This is a genomic window from Rhizobium sp. NXC24 (assembly GCF_002944315.1).
Taxonomy (GTDB): Bacteria; Pseudomonadota; Alphaproteobacteria; order Rhizobiales; family Rhizobiaceae; genus Rhizobium.
The window spans coordinates 755,211-771,570 of sequence record NZ_CP024314.1; the positions used below are offsets into that span (position 1 = coordinate 755,211).

Below are 16,360 nucleotides of genomic sequence, written 5' to 3' on the forward strand. Positions count from 1 at the left end.
AACAATGATGGGCCTGCCAGCTTAGACCGGGTGGTCATAATAAAGAGGAGGCTGAGATGAGCGCATCTCAAACGACGACCGAACACGACAAAATCCGCAATTGGGTCAAGGCGAGGAATGGTCGCCCAGCCCGGGTCAAGGGCGCGAAGAAGGGCGGCATTTTGCGGATTGATTTCGGCAAGCCTGAAGAATCGCTCGAAGAGATTTCCTGGGAGGAGTTCTTCCGAATATTCGACGAGAACAAGCTCGCCTTTCTCTACCAGGAAAAGACGGAAAGCGGCGACACTAGCTGGTTCACGAAATTCGTCAGTCGCCACTGACATACAAGGTGAGTAACTGGGTCGCCGCAGCCTCCGCTGCGGCGAGTAATATTTGATGGTTGGGAGGATTGTTCGGCTTATTGCGCTTTCGAAAGCATTATTGTTCCGTTCACTAGCCATTCCATAAGAACAATCAACGAAATTATGACTATTGCAAGCACGAACAGATATCCGGCACGACGTTTCGTGCTTCGATCTGCCGGGGTTTTGGCTTGAGATACTATCGGATCATTCCTGTCTTGTTTTTCGTCGTCGCCAAAGTTCTGCATCTAGTTCTTTCTCTCGGATGCAAATGCAACTCTGTTGAACGCGGAATGTTCCCGCGGCGTCGCGGAAATATCGCACAGTCCCGTAAGATTCAGAGCCCCTCGTAGAAACGTTTCTTTTAAGTGCTCGACGATCAGAATAGGCGATCGCAGCCGCGTCGGGAGGCGCTGATGATTATCTCCGGCAATGAATGCCGTTCCTGCGGTTTGCAGGGGAACAATGAGAACGCGGAGGGGTTCGACTCCGAATCCAAGTCAACGACCAAGATACGCCCGTGGCGATCGGCCGCGAGCAAGTTCGTTGGGAGCGTGGGAATGCGCCGACCTTGAGAAGGGAAAATAGCATGACCGGCAAGAAAACTCATGAACAGCAACTCCGCGTCATCGAAAAACGCGAGAAAATGGCAAATGCCGACAAGACGTTCGACCCGACCGCAGATCTGCACCGAAATGAGCAGGCGAGGGAAGCTTTTCGGAAAGGCGGCGATCTAAAGGCCACTTCCGACACCGGAAACAAGGATCGAAACATGGTTCGTGGCGTCAATCAGCGAAGCGGGCATGGAAAGGGCGTCATCACCAGCAGTAAAAGGTAGAACGTCATGGCTTTGACATTGATCAGCAAAGCCTTTGCGCAGGATCAGCCGATCCCCAGGAAATATGCGCGAGCGGGCGAGAATCTCTTTCCGCCGCTTGCCTGGAGCGACGCTCCCGATGGAACCAGGAGCTTTGCTCTTATCGTCGAAGATCCGGACGCTCCGAGTGGCACCTTTCGCCATTGCGGCATCGCCAACATCCCTGCGCAATGGACCGATCTGGCCGAAAGCGTCGATACGGCACCGGATCGGGCGCCGCGGTTCTACAAAAACGATTTCGGCAATTCACGCTATGACGGCCCCCAACCGCCGCGTAGCGATCGTCCCCATCACTACATTTTCCGCCTTGTCGCTCTCGACGTCCCGAGGCTTTCGATTCCCGATGCCGCCGGCATAAGCGCCATGTGGGCTGAGGCGAAGAAGCATGTGCTCGCGGAAGCGAGTGTCACTGGCACGTACCAGACGCAATAGCCCAAAGGAGACGACAATGCATTTGGACAGCAAGATGCAGCAATGTGTCGAAAACTGCCTGCGCTGCTACAGCGTTTGTTTGTCCACGGCGATGAACCATTGCCTGGAAGCTGGCGGCGAACATACCAAGCCGCAGCATTTCAGGCTGATGATGGCGTGCGCGGAGATATGCCGTACGTCCGCGCATTTCATGCTGATTAGTTCCAGGCACCATCCGCATGTCTGCCGTGAATGCACGGAAATCTGCAGCGAATGCGCTGCCGATTGTGAGCGGATCGGCGATATGGCGGAGTGTGTGGATGCCTGCCGCAAGTGCGCCGAGACCTGCCGACAGATGGCGGGAATGTAAGATCGCGACTTCGCCGAAGCAGAGGTGAAGCGAAAATGAATGACGATAAGAAGACAGACCAGAAGCGAGCAGAACTCCGACGTTCGCGGCTCAGCATGTCCGCCAGGGCGAGATAATTCTGAAGCGCCGTTGGCAGCGTCTGGTTTTCTTCGGTGGCCTAGTGGCGGTGGTTGTCGTAATCCTGCTGCTGCGATTTGCCGGATAAGGAAACTTGAACAGCCTTGAAGGAGAAAGATAATGGCCCATGCAGGGAAGAAGCACATCGGACGCGGAGCGCAGGGCAAAGGCGATGCCTCAGGCGCCCGCTCGACGCTGGACGATTGTCGCGTCAGGGAAAATGCCGTGCTTTCCAACAGAGATAAAGCGCAGCATTCCAAGGAGAGGGGCCTCGACAGCAGAAATGTGCAGACCGAACAAAATCACGATCACGCCGGCAACCGGCGTCCTGATGGCTAGAACGCGTGCGTTCATTTGAACATGCAAAAGATCGCTCTAGTCTTTGAATTTAATTCATCTTATCCGCTTTCAGGTGATCCCACCTGAAAGCGGGATACTGCCGGAGGACCAATCATCGAAGGAGGTTCACGATGCCTGCAAAATCGAAATCTCAGCAGAAGGCTGCCGGAGCGGCCCTTGCCGCCAAGCGCGGCGAAAAGAAAAAAAGCGAACTGAAAGGCGCTTCCAAAAGCATGGTCGAGTCCATGAGCGAGAAGGAACTTCACGACATGGCGTCCACCAAGGAGAAGGGAAAGCCGATGCACGCCTCCAAGTCCTGAGCCGGACGGCGCAGCTCAAGGGCGCCGCGATGAAGCCTTTTTGGTTTGCACGATCATAGACTACTAGCTGATCACTGATGGGTGTTTCCACGAAGTGATGGACGACCGCGCATATCATTCGCCATCGACAACGCCCGCAGCACATGGCTCCGTATGCTGCAAGTCGCGCAGCATACATTGTCCGCCACTGCGCAAAGGGATGGTCACTCCAATTCTTCCAGCCAGCGCAGCACTGCCACCTCGTCTTCATTCAGCCATTTCAGGATGCTGGAACTCTTCCTCACCTTAGTCTTGGCGATTTTTGCGAGACTGCCGTCCTCGAAACCTTCGAAAACGCTTGGATGTATGTAGGATCCGCGGCAGACGGCGCGGGTGTTCACCAGCTTCCCTGCCACTGCATCGATGATTTCGTTGACCTGCCTTGCCCGTGCTGCGGCGCTGCTGCCGGGCTCAATGATCGCCAGGGCCGAAGCTGCCATCCGCGTGGCGCCCCAGATCCGGAATTGCCGTGAGCTGAAGTTGCCAGCCGCGGCCTCGCGAATATAGGTATTGACGTCTTGCGAGCGGATTGGGTGGAGAACACCGTTCTCATCAACATATTGAAACAGATGCTGGCCGGGCAGTTCCTGCAACATGCGTATGGCGCGTATGATGCGGCGGTCGGTGTAACTCAACCGCCATTCCTTGCCGGATTTGCCCTTGAAGCGAAATTGCACGCGCGAGCCAACCAGTTTGACGTGCCTGCTGCGCAAGGTCGTCAGCCCATAGGAGCCGTTTTCCATAGCATAGGCCTCGTTGCCGATGCGGATGAAAAGCTTGTCCATTAGCCAGACGACAGTGGCGAGCGCCTTGGCCAATCCCGGCTTCCTGCGGCGGAGATCGATATCGATCCGTTTGCGAATATTAGGCAATGCCCGCGCAAACTCCACCAGTTGCGCGAATTTTTCCCGATCGCGCTCTGCAATCCAATTTGGATGATAACGATATTGTTTGCGCCCCTTGGCATCGCGGCCGACGGCTTGCAAGTGTGATCTTGGATCGGGTGAAATAATGACGTCGGTATATGCGGGAGGAATGGCGAGCGCGGCAAAACGTTCGAGTTCTGCCTCGTCGGTAATCCGGGTTCCCCGCTCGTCGAAATAGAGAAAGCCTTTTCGGCTCTTCCTGCGGGTTACGCCACTGTCCAACGCGGCGAGGTAAAAGACTTCGGATTCGTCTCCGATCGCTGTCGGGGCTTTCGAGCAGGTTGCCCCCGGTGGAGTAGGATCAGCAGCGACCTGCAATTGCCCACGTGCGAACGGGACTCCGGCGCATGCTGCGCCGGTGTCGACGGTACTTGGTTCCTGTCCCAATTGCAGGCCGCTCTCAGTCATCGCCTTTTTGCTTCAGCGCATCGGAGACCTTCCGCTTGCGCGGATGATTGATATTCTCGTCATTGGCGTCTCGCGCCGCTTCCCCGCCATCCTTGGCTGGAAGATAGCCTGAGGGCTTCGAGCCGGCCGGGCCTTCCCATCTCGGGGACTGGTCGGTCGTTCCCGGCGCGCCGTCACGTGGTTGCTGATGTTTCATCGCTGGTCTCCTATGGAACTGGCGTTCCGGCATTTCGCCGGTCTCGCCGCCGGGAGGTGAGCAGCGCTCTTCGATCCCGCCATGGTGAATGTAACCCACGGCCGGAACACATTGTTCCATCGACGATGAAGGAGAGCGTGCGGCGCTAACCCGCCCTATCTCGGATCGCGCCGCCTACGGCGCTCCATTGACCTCCACAATATTCAAATCAGGATCGCGAAGGTAGAGCTGCGGGAAATCAGCATGGCCGGTGCGAATGATCAGCAGGCGCTTTGGATCGCCTTGAGGCAGGTCCTCTCGAAAGCCGAGGGCTTTCAGCCGTTCGACAACACCCTCGAAGTCATCCGTACGAAAGGCGAAATGGCAATCATTGCGGTCGATCGCGGGATTTTTGCGAAACGTGCCTTCGGGATTGACGATGAGATGGATCTGCAGGCTGCCACAGGCAAGCCAAGCCCCATCCACCGGAAAATTCGGCCGCGGAATTTGAACAAGCCCGAACACCTTGCAATAGAAAGGCAGCGACTTTTCCAGATCGGTGGTGACGATCGATACATGATGCAAGGCAAGCAGAGACATCACTCTTCCTCCTCAACCAAGTCGCGATGACCATAACAGCGGGGGCACTTAAAGTGTAGCCGTCTTGCGAAATCGGAGCGGCCTAACGTCGGCTATGGGGCCAAGCATATCTGGTGACCGGCCTCTCCGATGCTCGGCTGAATCGGATATCAAGACGACAGGCCCCAAGCGACTGCCCAAGGGTCGATTTGAGCGCTGGCAATATTTCCTGATGTGAAGAGCGTCTGTACTTCGGCAGGGATTGGGGCGGCGATGGCTTGGTCCGACAAATTGGCAATAAGACCGAGCTTTGCCTGGCCCAGTCGCCAGGTGACCTGCACCAGCGATCCGCTTTTGGCGTGGACGGCCGAGTGACCTTGGGCGTGTGGGAGAAGTGGCACGATCTTTTCGCGCCGGAGCGTTATCAGCCGCTCGTAATACGCGTTGAGTGCCTTGTCCTGCTCCGCCTCGTCCCAACGCAGCTTTGCGCTGCGAAAAGTGGCCTCTGAGGTCGGGTCGGGCGCATCTTCCGCGTCGAAGCCGGGTAGGCGTGATAGTTCCTCCTTTCGGCCGAGCCTCACCTTGCTGTTCAGTTCCTCGTCGAAATCGCAAAAGAAGGGAAAAGGTGTGGTGGCGCCCCATTCCTCGCCCATGAACAGCATCGGGATTTGCGGCGAGAGTAGATAGACGGCCGCGATTGCTTTTATGGCTTCAATCGAATGGGAAGTGACCATACGGTCGCCCATGGCCCTGTTGCCGATCTGGTCGTGGTTCTGCATGAAGGAAATAAAGGCCGTTGGCGGCAGACCGGCGCTGGGCGATCCTCGGGATCGCCCTCGATACCCCATGTGTTCCCCTTGAAATACGAAGCCCTCGGTAAGCGCCCGGCCTATGTGCGATCGATAATCGACATAGTCGCGGTAGTAGCCGAAGGTCTCGCCGGTCGCTGCCACGTGGAGGGCATGGTGGATATCGTCGTTCCATTGGGCCGTGAAGTGAGACGGCTTGCCATGAGGATCGCGAGCCAAAAGACCTGAATTGTTGTCCTCATTCTCAAGGATGAGATGGATGTGGCGATCGGAGAGCGCCTGTCTGACGCTGTCGGCAAGCTCGTTCAGGACATGCGGATCGCTGTCGTCCTTGATTGCGTGAACGGCATCGAGCCGCAGACCATCCATGCGAAACACGCTCAGCCAGTAGATGGCGTTTTGAATGACAAAATCGCGCACGAAGCGGCTGCCCTCGCCATCATAGTTGAGACCATTTCCCCAGGGGCTTTTGTGCCGGTTGCTGAAGATCGGTGCGTAGGTGGGCAGGTAATTTCCGTCCGGGCCGAAGTGGTTATAGACGACGTCCAGGAAAACGCAGATGCCACGCTCATGTGCCGCGTCGACGAGCATTTTCAGATCTTCGGGACGACCATAGCTGCTGTCCGGCGCATAGGGCAGAACGCCGTCATAGCCCCAGCCATATCGCCCCGAAAAATCACTGAGCGGCATGAGCTGGATCGCCGTGATGCCGAGCCGCTGCAGATGATAGAGCTTTTCGATGGCGGACAGGAAGGTGCCGGCCTCCGTAAACGCTCCGACATGCAGTTCGTAGATGACGATTTCCTCCCAAGGCCGGCCTTTCCAACGCTCCATGCGCCACTCGAACGTCTGATCGATTAGTTCGCTGGGGCCATGAACATCGTTTGGCTGGAAACGCGATGCCGGATCCGGCACTTCCAGACCATCGGAGAGCATGAACTTGTAAAGATCTCCCGGGCGTGCCTGCGGTACATCGGCGATATGCCATCCGTCCTGCTGCCGGCGCATCTCCCATTCCCCGTGCTGCTCGATCCTGACCTTCACACGGTCCTGCAACGGCGCCCAGAGGCGGAACGTGACGGAATGCGCCTTGATATCAGGCCCGAATGTGAAGCTGTTTTGCATGTCCTCTCCGCCCGTGTCGTCGCTTTGAATTCTGCACGTCCTCCAACGCATCCTGTCGGCGAGTGTTCCTCAGCCGGAACAGATCTTGTTTGGTTCCGTTGATAAAAGCCATTCTTATGTAGGGGAAAGCTATGCGTGCTCCGACCTCCACCTACCGCCTGCAATGTCGCGGCGATGTCACTTTCGACCGGGCGTGCGAACTTGTTCCTTATCTGCAAGACCTCGGGATCAGCCACCTCTACCTCTCGCCGATCTTCACCGCCACCAAGGGGTCGACCCACGGCTATGACATCACCGACCCGAACGAGATCGATCCGGCGATAGGCGGCCGCAAGGGGTTCGACATGCTGGCGGCAAGTTTGCAGAAAGCCGGGCTCGGCCTCATCCTCGATATCGTACCGAACCATATGGCAGCCTCACTTGAAAACGCCTGGTGGCGCGACGTGCTGCGACGTGGGCCGAAGAGCGCTTACGCAGGCCATTTCGACATCGATTGGACCGAGAAGCTGACATTGCCGAGGCTCGGAAAGCCTGTTGAAGAAGCCCTCGCGGAGGGCGAGCTTCGGCTTCGCTATGATCCCGCCGATGGCCTTTTGCAATTGGCCTATTTCGACCATTGCTTTCAGCTCTCCGAAGGCAGCGCCCAATTTGTGATGGCGCAGACAGGCGGGGATACCGAGCGATTGCAGGCTTTCTCACGGGATGCCGCGAAAATGAAAGAGCTGATCCAAAAGCAGCACTGGCAATTGCTCTTTTGGAAAGATGCCGCCCGGCACCTCAACTACCGCCGCTTCTTCGAGGTCGCAGGTTTGGTCGGCATAAGGGTGGAAGACGAGCGGGTCTTTGAAGACACGCATCGGCTGACGATAGAACTGGTCCGTTCCGGTGAAGTGCAGGGTTTGCGCATCGATCATATCGACGGGCTTGCGGATCCGAAAACCTATCTTGGACGCCTGCGGCGGGCGGTCGGTGCCGACACGTTCATTGTGGTCGAAAAGATCCTTGGCCGCGGCGAGACCTTGCCGACGGACTGGCCCGTGTCGGGCACCACCGGATACGAATTCATCTCCGCCATGGCGGACCTCTTCATTGCAGACGAGGGCTTACAAAAAATCGAGGCAGCATACGCGACCGTCGACAGTGAGCATTCCGACTTTGCCACTGGTTTGCGCAACGCGAAGCTGCTGATGGTCGAGCGCAATTTCGCCGGCGAGATGGCACGCCTGAGCAAGCTGGGGAAGTCGATTTTTCCTGGAGTCAGCGGAGCGGAAGTGTCGTCAGCGCTTCGGGAGCTGTTGGTCGCCTTTCCGGTCTATCGTACTTATGGTTGCCGGGGAGCTCTGTCTGCGTCGGATGATGCGGTCCTTTGTATGGCGATAGAAAAGGCGCGAGCCAGATTGCCGGCGGCGGACGCTTTGGACGCGATCGGCAGCCTATTGCGCGGGGAAATCGCCGATGACCGGGTTGTGGAGTTTCGAGCCAGATTTCAGCAACTCAGCGGTCCGGTCATGGCAAAGGCCGTCGAAGATACGCTGTTTTATCGGTACAATCGCCTGATCGCGATGAATGAGGTCGGTGGCGAACCCGCAAAGCCGCCGCGTGGCGTTGCCGCCTTTCACCAAGCGATGGCGGATCGACTTCAGCGCCAGCCGTATGGGCTTTCCGCAACGTCGACGCATGACACGAAACGCGGGGAAGATGCGCGGGCGCGTCTCTACAGCCTTTCACAGCATCCGGACGCCTGGATCGATGGCGTCGCACGGTGGCGTGCTTTGAACGCCACCTTTCGCACCGATCTTGCGGACGGACCGGCGCCGGAACCCAATATCGAATGGATGTTGTATCAGGCATTGGCGGGAATCTGGCCTGATGATCCCGAGCAAAGCGACATGGATGCGATGAAAGACCGGTTTTCGGCCTTTGTGTTGAAGGCGATACGCGAGGCGAAGTTGCGAACGGATTGGATGGAGGAAAAGCCCGAATATGAAAAGGCAGTTTTGGATTACACCGCCGCTTTGCTTTCGCCTCAAAACCACGACTTCCTGAATAATTTTAGGGAGACAGTGCAACCGTTTATCAAGCTTGGTTATTCCAACAGCCTGTCTCAGTTGCTGATCAAGCTCACCGCACCTGGCATCCCCGACATCTACCAGGGGGCTGAGGGTCTCGATTTCAGTATGGTCGATCCGGATAACCGAAGGCCAATCGATTATCGTGCAGCCGGCGCGGCGCAAGTCCTACCTCCCTTCGAAAAGCCGTGGGCCACATCCCTGAAACGGCAGATCATCCGGAGCGTCCTGCGCCATCGAAACGACCATCCTCAACTCTTTCTCGAAGGCAGCTATCATCCCCTTGAGGTCAAGGGACAGCGGTCGGACAACCTCGTCGCCTTTGCCCGAGTTCATCACCAGGAGGCGGCAATCACGATCGTCCCGAGGCTGGTGGATGCTGCCGGTACCGGAACTGATTTCTGGGAGAACACGGCGGTGTCGATACCGCCGCGACTTGGCGGGCAAATGCGTGACCTGCTGACTGGTCAGTCACTGGTTGCGGGCAGTATTTCCGCGGCGCAATTGTTTGAGGAACTTCCCGTCTCCTTCCTTGTCACATCCAACTAACTCTTTTGTCGGCCAATCCACAGCCGTTGGTGCGCCGGAACAAAACGTGTCGTTGCGGGGTTTGTGGGTGCACCGATGAAGAGGCCCGCATGACACAAGACGGAAAGCGATATGCAATTGAGCCCGGCGATTTCACGCGCCTTGGAGCGAACTACGATGGGCAGGGCGTCAACTTCGGGCTCTTCAGCGCCTATGCGGAAAAGGTGGAACTCTGTCTTTTCGACGAGACCGGAATGCGTGAGATCGAGCGGATTGTTTTACCCGAATTCACCAATGAGATCTGGCATGGCTATATTCCGGACCTGAAACCCGGTGCCCTATACGGCTACCGTGTTCATGGGCCGTTTGATCCGGATGGGGGGCATCGCTTCAACCCGAACAAGCTGCTGATCGACCCCTACGCCCGCGAATTGGTGGGCAATGTCGAATGGTCGCAAGCGCAATTCGGCTACATTCTGGATGACGAGCTGAAAGATCTGTCTTTCGACGAGACGGATAGTGCGCCCTTCATGCCGAAGTGCCGCGTCATCAATCTCAACGGCAGAGATAAAACTCCCTACCCAAAGCCGTCCGTTCCATGGTCGCAAACGATTTTTTATGAGTCTCACGTCAAGGGATTGACGATGCTGCATCCGGCAATTCCAGGGGAACTGCGCGGCACGTTTGACGGGCTCTGCCAGAAAGCGATCGTCGACTATGTCAAAAGCCTTGGCGTCACCTCGATCGAGCTGCTTCCGATCCACTCTTTTCCGGATGACGGCCATTTGCTCGACAAGGGCCTCAGCAACTACTGGGGCTACAACACGCTCGCTTTTTTTGCACCGGCTTCGCGCTATTACGGTCCGAAAGGCTTCGCGGGCTTCCGCGAAATGGTGCGCGCCCTCCATGACGCCGGTATCGAGGTGATCCTGGACGTCGTCTACAATCATACGGCCGAAGGCAACGAGCTTGGCCCGACCCTCTCGTTCAAAGGCATCGACAATTTTTCCTATTATCGCACTCTGCCCGACACGCCACGCTACTACATCAACGACACGGGCACCGGTAACACCATCAATACGTCTCACCCACGCGTACTGCAGATGGTGACGGACTCACTTCGCTATTGGGCGGAAGAGATGGAGGTTGACGGCTTCCGCTTCGATCTCGGCACGATTCTCGGCCGCGAGCCGCAAGGCTTCGACCAGCGTAGCGGCTTTTTCGATGCGGTCGGTCAAGATCCGCTGCTCTCCAAAATCAAGCTTGTAGGCGAGCCGTGGGATATCGGTCCCGGCGGTTATCATGTCGGCGGCTTTCCGCCTGGATGGGCAGAATGGAACGACAAATATCGCGATACGATCCGCGACTACTGGAACGGCACCCCGGGCACGACGAGAGATTTCGCCGCGCGCATCCTCGGCTCGGGCGATGTCTATGATCTACGCGGGCGCCGACCATGGGCGAGCGTCAACTTCATTGCGGCCCACGACGGCTTTACCCTCAACGATCTCGTCTCCTACAACGACAAGCATAACGAGGCCAATGGGGAGGACAACGAGGACGGCCACAACGACAACCGCAGTTTCAACTACGGTGCCGAAGGGCCAACCGAAGACGAGGGCATCAACACGACGCGAGATCGTCAGAAGCGGAATTTCATGGCGACCTTGTTCCTGTCGCATGGGACGCCGATGTTGCTCGCCGGCGACGAGTTCGGCCGCAGCCAGATGGGCAACAATAACGGCTATTGCCAGGATAACGAGCTTAGCTGGCTACATTGGGAGGCACCCTATGAGAGTGCCGAAGCCCTGCGCACCTTCACCAAACGTCTGATAGTTTTACGACAGGATCATTCGATCTTCAGGCGGGAGAATTGGCGCGATGGCTTGATCGTCATCTGGCTCAATCCCGGCGGTGGCGAGCATGCCGAAGAACATTGGGAAGATGAGGCAAGCACGACCATCGGACTGCGTCTGTCACGCAAGCACCCCTTCGAGGAAGGGTGGGACGACGTGCTGCTCCTGTTCAATCCTCAGGATGAAAATGTCGACTTCAGCCTGCCCGATGACAAAAGCTGGGTTTTGGAGCTCACCACTTCGGATCCGATGGCGAGGGGTGTAGAAGCAATCGCCGAGCAAAGCCTGCAACTCGAAGCCCGAAGCTTAGCGGTTCTGCGGCCGATCTGAATTGGCGCATTCGAGGCGGCGGCCATGCTTGCCATATTCCGGCATGCGCGAGCTTCCAGCGTTGCCGTCCACTATGGATGTCATACCACCCACGGATCGACCAGCTCAATCCCAAAGCCTTCGAAATCTCTTATGTTGCGCGTTGCAAGGGTAAGATCATGGGCAATCGCCGTGGCAGCGATCAGGCCGTCCATGGACGACAGGCCGCGGCCGTTCCGCTTTGCGAGGCCCATCAGATCGCCCCAGGCCACGGCAACCGGTTCGTTCACAGGGAGGACACGATGCTCGAAGCGTTGCGGCAGGTCCTGGGCAAGCCATTCAGTCAGCGCGTCGCGCTTCCGCCCGCTATCCATCAGTGCTACCCCGCGCCGGATCTCCGCGATCGATACGACACTGATGAAGGAGCGATCCTCGTCGAGACCATCTAGCCATTTCAAAACATGCGCATCAGGGCGCGGTCTTGTCACCTCAGACAGGACATTGGTGTCTAGCAGCAGTCTCACAGCGAAAGATCACGCGGGTCGTCGCGCTGACGTTCGAGGTCCAGATCGGCGCCGCGCAGGGGTGACCCCATCAGAAACTCTGCAAGCGTGCCTTTGCGCGCAGTCTTCCGATGCCACTCTTCGGCAGAGACGACGACGACACTTGGCTTGCCGTTTCGCGTAATTGTCTGCGGCGCGGATTGCGCGCACTCGATGACCTCGGAAAGCTTCGCCTTTGCGCTGGCGACCGTCCAATTTTGCTCGCTTGGTGTTGGTCGCATTGCTCGTTTCTTCCTGACCATTGTAACTATAATGACTATATAAGACCAGGATCGTCGAGTGGCAAGCGGCCAGACATTTTGACCGCAACATCATCGAATATTTCACTGCCGCTCAGGTGAAGGATTTCCCGATCGTATCGGCAACGTGAGCGCCGCGACTGCCCATGGGAAGGGCAGGGCCGATGGTCGTGTCAACCGCCGTCTGGTGTTCCAGTTCCGCGTTGACTTCTGCCCCGACCAGCAAGATCACCACCGACAGCCAGATCCAGATCAGAAAGCCGATCAGAGCGCCAAGCGTGCCATAGGTGGCATCGTAGTTGGCAAAGTTCTTGAGGTAGATAGAGAACAGCAGAGACATGGCGATCCAGCCTGCGGTCGCCAGTGCGGCTCCCCAGGTGAGCCATCGCACCTTCGCCGGTTCCCGGCTCGGACCGAACCTGTAGATTGCCGTCACGGCAATGATCATGAGAACCAACAGAATTGGCCAGCGCAGGATCAGCACGAGGTTCTCCTTCCACTGGTCGAGCCAAAGCAAAGACAGAGCCAGCGGCATGATGGCGACCGATCCAATGACCAATATGGCCGCCAATATTGCACATAGCGTAAAACAGAGCGCGATGAGATTGAGGCGGACTAGCCCGCGCTTTTCGGCTTCTTCATAAGCAACATTCATCGCATCGAAGAGTGCCAATGTTCCGCTATGCGTGCTCCACAAGGCGACCCCCAATCCGAGAAACAACGCCACGCTCAGCGTCTCGCTCCGCCGCTCGACGAGATCGTTCAGCCGATCGGCGATCATGTCAAAGGAGCCGGGGGGAAGGAGAAGGGCAAGTGAACGGAGATGATCACTGATGCTCGCGGGATCGGCAAAGAAGCCATAGAGCGAAACGAGTGCTGCAAGTGCGGGAAAGAGCGCAAGCAGAAGATAAAAGGTCACGCCTGCGGCAACGAGCGTAATGCGATCGTCGCTGACCTCGTGGATGACGCGCCAAAACACATCGCGCAAGCCGAGGGCCGGTATTTGCTCCGGAACGGCTGCAAATCGCCCGAGCTCCTGATGGAGCGCGTGGTCTCCAACCTTGGCAGGCCCGGCTTCGATATGTTCTCGCTTCACGAATGCACGAGCCACGAGCAAGGCGAGGATCGCAATGCTAGTTGTTTGGAATAGAGAAGCCGTGCGTTTCGGACGACCATGGCGGACACGCTTTCTCATCAGGTTACTCCATCAGACAGCCCATCGCTTTGCGGTAACGCTTAACCTGCCGAAAAGATGCGCCGGACGCCGTGCGGAACGACGCGCGGTACCCAAGGGCCACCGGATGCTATTTTTCAGCTTCGACAACGACGATCGATCTGTCTGCGGCGTCGATCAGTGAATTGGCAATTCCTCCGTAGGAAAGCCTTTTGCCCGCTTGCCTGCTGACGCCCAGCACTATCAGATTTGCGCGGCGGCGCCTGGCGTTTCGCAATATAGCCAGCTCCGGCGATGTCCCTCGTTCAACGGTTTTCTGAATGTCGAGACCATAATTTGCCGCGATTTCGTCGACGCGTTTGAAAGCTTCTTCATGAAGATCGCTCATATCGCTGAGGCGGGGGCGCCGAAGGAGTTGCTGCGGATCGGTGACGTATACGACGGCGATTTCACAACCGGCAGCTTTTGCGATTGCCGAAGCGAACTCGACGGCGCGGGTGGAACGCTCCGTCCCTGAGACTGGAACGAGGATGCGGAGTTTACTATCCTCTTCGGGTACCCGCCCTCTGCTGAAGGTAATGGCTACGGTTCCCTGAAACGAGGACGTCATCTTTGTAAAACGCTCGTCCAGCCCCCCGGCGTCGGCGATCGCTGGCTCGGCCCCGATTATCATCAGGTCATGTCCTTGCTCAGCGCTTTCGGAAAGTGCTCGCTCTAGATCGCCGCCTTTCTTTCTGCCGGTGACGTGGACGTCCGAGGGTGTGGCGGAATCGGCATCAGATTGCGCCACGGATTTCGTAGCGGTTGCCTTGACGCGATCTACAAATGTTGCGACGCCGTCTGCGTCCGACCGCTGCTCGCTCGTCTCGCTCTTTGCCTCGTCGTCAATACGCAGCACCGTCACCGGCATCTGCCTGATCGCGGCCAGGAACCCTGAGATTCTGGAGGCCAGGTTGCCATTTTTAGACAGATCGACCGCCAGCAATATGCGTTCAAATTTGCCGAGGTAGCTCGCCTTTTCGAACTCCTCGCTCTCCAGCCGGTTCTGCTCCTCTGCCCGAACCGGCAATCGAGCAAGCGCCCATCGTAAAGTCGGCGGCATGAGCATTGTTGTGACGACGGCCATTGCTACAATGATGGAAAACAACCGCTGATCCAGGACGCCGACGGAAAGTCCGATGGCAGCAACGATCACCTCGGTCGAACCCCTCGCGTTCATACCGCAGCCGAGCGCAATGGCTTCCGAATTTGAGAAGCCCCCGAAACGGCCACCGAGAAATGCGCCGCCGAACTTTCCTATGCTGGCGATGACAATCAAGCCGCTTGCCAGCAACAGTATTGCCGGATCCCGCAGGACAGTGAGATCTGTTTGAAGCCCGGTCAGACCAAAGAACACCGGCATAAAAAGAGCCGTCGTCAGCGCCCGAAGCTGCGTGTCTATTTGACGTGTCAGGATGGGCGACTGTCCGACGAGGATGCCTGCCACAAACGCGCCCAAGACCGTATGAACGCCAATTAAATCGGTGATGATCGCCATGACGCCCATGATCGCGACAATGGCACTGAGGACGGGCAGGTCGCTTTTGAAGCGGTCGTTCGTCCAGCGGATTATTTCAAAGACGACACGTCGTCCAATCGTAAAACTCACTCCCATGAACAGAAGCGTGCCGATCACGCTCTTTGCAAGCGTCGGCAGCTCGACTCCTCCTTTTTCCGCAAGGGAGAAGGTGACCGAGATGATGACCCAGCCAACCGTGTCGTCGATGATGGCGGATGCAACGATCAACTGACCGATATTTCTCCTCATGAAGTCCATTTCGCGAACGACGGAGGCGACGATTTTCACCGACGAGATGGAAAGCGCCGTGCCCAGGAACAGCGAGGCCACAAGTCTCTTTTCGGGGTCGGGAAGCAAGCTCGCCGGAAGGAGTTCGCCAAGCGCAAAACCCGCCGCGAAGGGGACGACGATGCCCGTGAACGAGACGCCAATTGCTGCCCGCCGCATCCGTCGCGCCAAGCCGAGGTCGGTCTCCATTCCGGCCAACAGAAGTAGAAAAAGTATGCCTAGCTGCGCCACCGAGTTGATCATGCTTTTTTGCGCATCGTCGGCGGGAAACACTATGGCCTGAAAATCAGGCAAGATCGCGCCGAGAACGGACGGACCAAGCAATACCCCAGCGATGATTTGACCCATGATCGATGGTTGCCCGATGCGCACCATAAGTTCCCCAAGCAATCGCCCGAAGATGACTAGGATGACAATTTGAATAAGGAAAAGTCCTTCGGAGGGCACGGCGGTATGGCCTCCATTCGCGGCGAAAGCCGATGTCGCAATGCCTGCATAAAGTAGCAGGCTGATCAAAATCGGACCTGAGTATCGCTTTCCGAGGTTCATTGATCTCATGGGGGCCTTGCTCACCGCGGAGAACCTGACGCGAACGAGTGTCGATAGTGAAGGGGCTAGCAGGCGAGGTATTTAGCTCGCTGGACGAAGCGCTCAGATGTCGTTTCGACTGGGAAACCTCTCAATGCATTCAACGTCTTGCGCCGATGTCCTGCTCATTGAGGCTTGCTATATCTGATCGCCATGGGCTCTTTCTTGTTCAAGAGGCATGCTGGCGAGTTAACGCGGCCCTCAAGATGGAGTTCCTTCGATTGCGCCGCTCCAGACCGACGCCGCTTAAGAGGTCCTGACATCAAAGGGCCACCGAAGACTTTGGCGGCTTGCTCGCCGGCCTCTGCGTGACCTCAATTCGCCCATCATTGGATCCGGCTCCCTTGGCTTC

Annotated in this window: 16 protein-coding genes; 8 read left to right on the forward strand and 8 right to left on the reverse strand. The window is 57.2% G+C overall.

The window, feature by feature from the left end; all coding sequences use genetic code 11:
- Nucleotides 1-56: 56 nt before the first annotated feature.
- From NXC24_RS27600 to NXC24_RS27630, 6 genes are all read left to right on the forward strand, one after another.
- Entirely contained in the window at nucleotides 57-320 is a 264-nt protein-coding gene (locus tag NXC24_RS27600) for a hypothetical protein (protein ID WP_104826568.1), read from the forward strand.
- Between the two features lie 610 nt (nucleotides 321-930).
- Nucleotides 931-1,179: a hypothetical protein gene (locus tag NXC24_RS27610; protein WP_104826570.1), complete on the forward strand. Its 249-nt coding sequence runs from the start codon at nucleotides 931-933 to the stop codon at nucleotides 1,177-1,179.
- 6 nt (nucleotides 1,180-1,185) lie between these two features.
- Nucleotides 1,186-1,650 (forward strand): YbhB/YbcL family Raf kinase inhibitor-like protein, encoded by a 465-nt coding sequence (locus tag NXC24_RS27615; protein WP_104826571.1) that lies wholly within the window; start codon nucleotides 1,186-1,188, stop codon nucleotides 1,648-1,650.
- Between the two features lie 16 nt (nucleotides 1,651-1,666).
- Nucleotides 1,667-1,999: a four-helix bundle copper-binding protein gene (locus NXC24_RS27620; protein WP_104826572.1), complete on the forward strand. Its 333-nt coding sequence runs from the start codon at nucleotides 1,667-1,669 to the stop codon at nucleotides 1,997-1,999.
- A 237-nt stretch (nucleotides 2,000-2,236) separates the two neighbouring features.
- Nucleotides 2,237-2,455 carry a hypothetical protein gene (locus NXC24_RS27625; protein WP_104826573.1) on the forward strand — a complete coding sequence of 73 codons (219 nt, stop codon included), beginning with the start codon at nucleotides 2,237-2,239 and terminating at the stop codon, nucleotides 2,453-2,455.
- A 131-nt stretch (nucleotides 2,456-2,586) separates the two neighbouring features.
- Nucleotides 2,587-2,775 carry a DUF3008 family protein gene (locus tag NXC24_RS27630; RefSeq protein WP_104826574.1) on the forward strand — a complete coding sequence of 63 codons (189 nt, stop codon included), beginning with the start codon at nucleotides 2,587-2,589 and terminating at the stop codon, nucleotides 2,773-2,775.
- A 203-nt stretch (nucleotides 2,776-2,978) separates the two neighbouring features.
- Here the strand turns inward: NXC24_RS27630 and NXC24_RS27635 are convergent, their stop codons facing one another.
- The 4 genes from NXC24_RS27635 to treZ all read right to left on the reverse strand — a co-directional run bounded on the left by NXC24_RS27635 (nucleotide 2,979) and on the right by treZ (nucleotide 6,836).
- A complete protein-coding gene (locus NXC24_RS27635) occupies nucleotides 2,979-4,148 on the reverse strand; it encodes a DNA topoisomerase IB (RefSeq protein ID WP_104826575.1) in 1,170 nt (389 codons plus the stop codon).
- Nucleotides 4,141-4,344 carry a hypothetical protein gene (locus NXC24_RS27640; RefSeq protein ID WP_104826576.1) on the reverse strand — a complete coding sequence of 68 codons (204 nt, stop codon included), beginning with the start codon at nucleotides 4,342-4,344 and terminating at the stop codon, nucleotides 4,141-4,143. The genes NXC24_RS27635 and NXC24_RS27640 overlap by 8 nt, the downstream gene beginning before the upstream one ends.
- 174 nt (nucleotides 4,345-4,518) lie before the next feature.
- Entirely contained in the window at nucleotides 4,519-4,923 is a 405-nt protein-coding gene (locus NXC24_RS27645; protein ID WP_104826577.1) for a VOC family protein, read from the reverse strand.
- Nucleotides 4,924-5,072: 149 nt separating this feature from the next.
- Entirely contained in the window at nucleotides 5,073-6,836 is a 1,764-nt protein-coding gene (treZ, locus tag NXC24_RS27650) for a malto-oligosyltrehalose trehalohydrolase (RefSeq protein ID WP_104826578.1), read from the reverse strand.
- Between the two features lie 131 nt (nucleotides 6,837-6,967).
- Here treZ and treY point away from each other — a divergent pair, with 131 nt between their 5' ends.
- Nucleotides 6,968-9,454, forward strand: a complete 2,487-nt coding sequence (gene treY, locus NXC24_RS27655) for a malto-oligosyltrehalose synthase (RefSeq protein WP_104826579.1) — start codon at nucleotides 6,968-6,970, stop codon at nucleotides 9,452-9,454.
- A gap of 89 nt (nucleotides 9,455-9,543) precedes the next feature.
- Nucleotides 9,544-11,619, forward strand: a complete 2,076-nt coding sequence (glgX, locus tag NXC24_RS27660) for a glycogen debranching protein GlgX (RefSeq protein ID WP_104826580.1) — start codon at nucleotides 9,544-9,546, stop codon at nucleotides 11,617-11,619.
- An 80-nt stretch (nucleotides 11,620-11,699) separates the two neighbouring features.
- On the opposite strand, the gene NXC24_RS27665 is transcribed toward glgX, so the two are convergent.
- The 4 genes from NXC24_RS27665 to NXC24_RS27680 form a co-directional block, all read right to left on the reverse strand.
- Nucleotides 11,700-12,122: a type II toxin-antitoxin system VapC family toxin gene (locus NXC24_RS27665; RefSeq protein ID WP_104826581.1), complete on the reverse strand. Its 423-nt coding sequence runs from the start codon at nucleotides 12,120-12,122 to the stop codon at nucleotides 11,700-11,702.
- Nucleotides 12,119-12,382 carry a type II toxin-antitoxin system prevent-host-death family antitoxin gene (locus tag NXC24_RS27670; protein ID WP_104826582.1) on the reverse strand — a complete coding sequence of 88 codons (264 nt, stop codon included), beginning with the start codon at nucleotides 12,380-12,382 and terminating at the stop codon, nucleotides 12,119-12,121. Before NXC24_RS27670 ends, NXC24_RS27665 begins: the two co-directional genes overlap by 4 nt.
- A 112-nt stretch (nucleotides 12,383-12,494) precedes the next feature.
- The gene (locus NXC24_RS27675) at nucleotides 12,495-13,595 is read right to left on the reverse strand and encodes a YihY/virulence factor BrkB family protein (RefSeq protein WP_104826583.1); all 1,101 of its coding nucleotides are present in this window, start codon (nucleotides 13,593-13,595) and stop codon (nucleotides 12,495-12,497) included.
- Nucleotides 13,596-13,704: 109 nt separating this feature from the next.
- Entirely contained in the window at nucleotides 13,705-15,978 is a 2,274-nt protein-coding gene (locus NXC24_RS27680; protein WP_104826584.1) for a cation:proton antiporter, read from the reverse strand.
- Nucleotides 15,979-16,360: the final 382 nt, after the last annotated feature.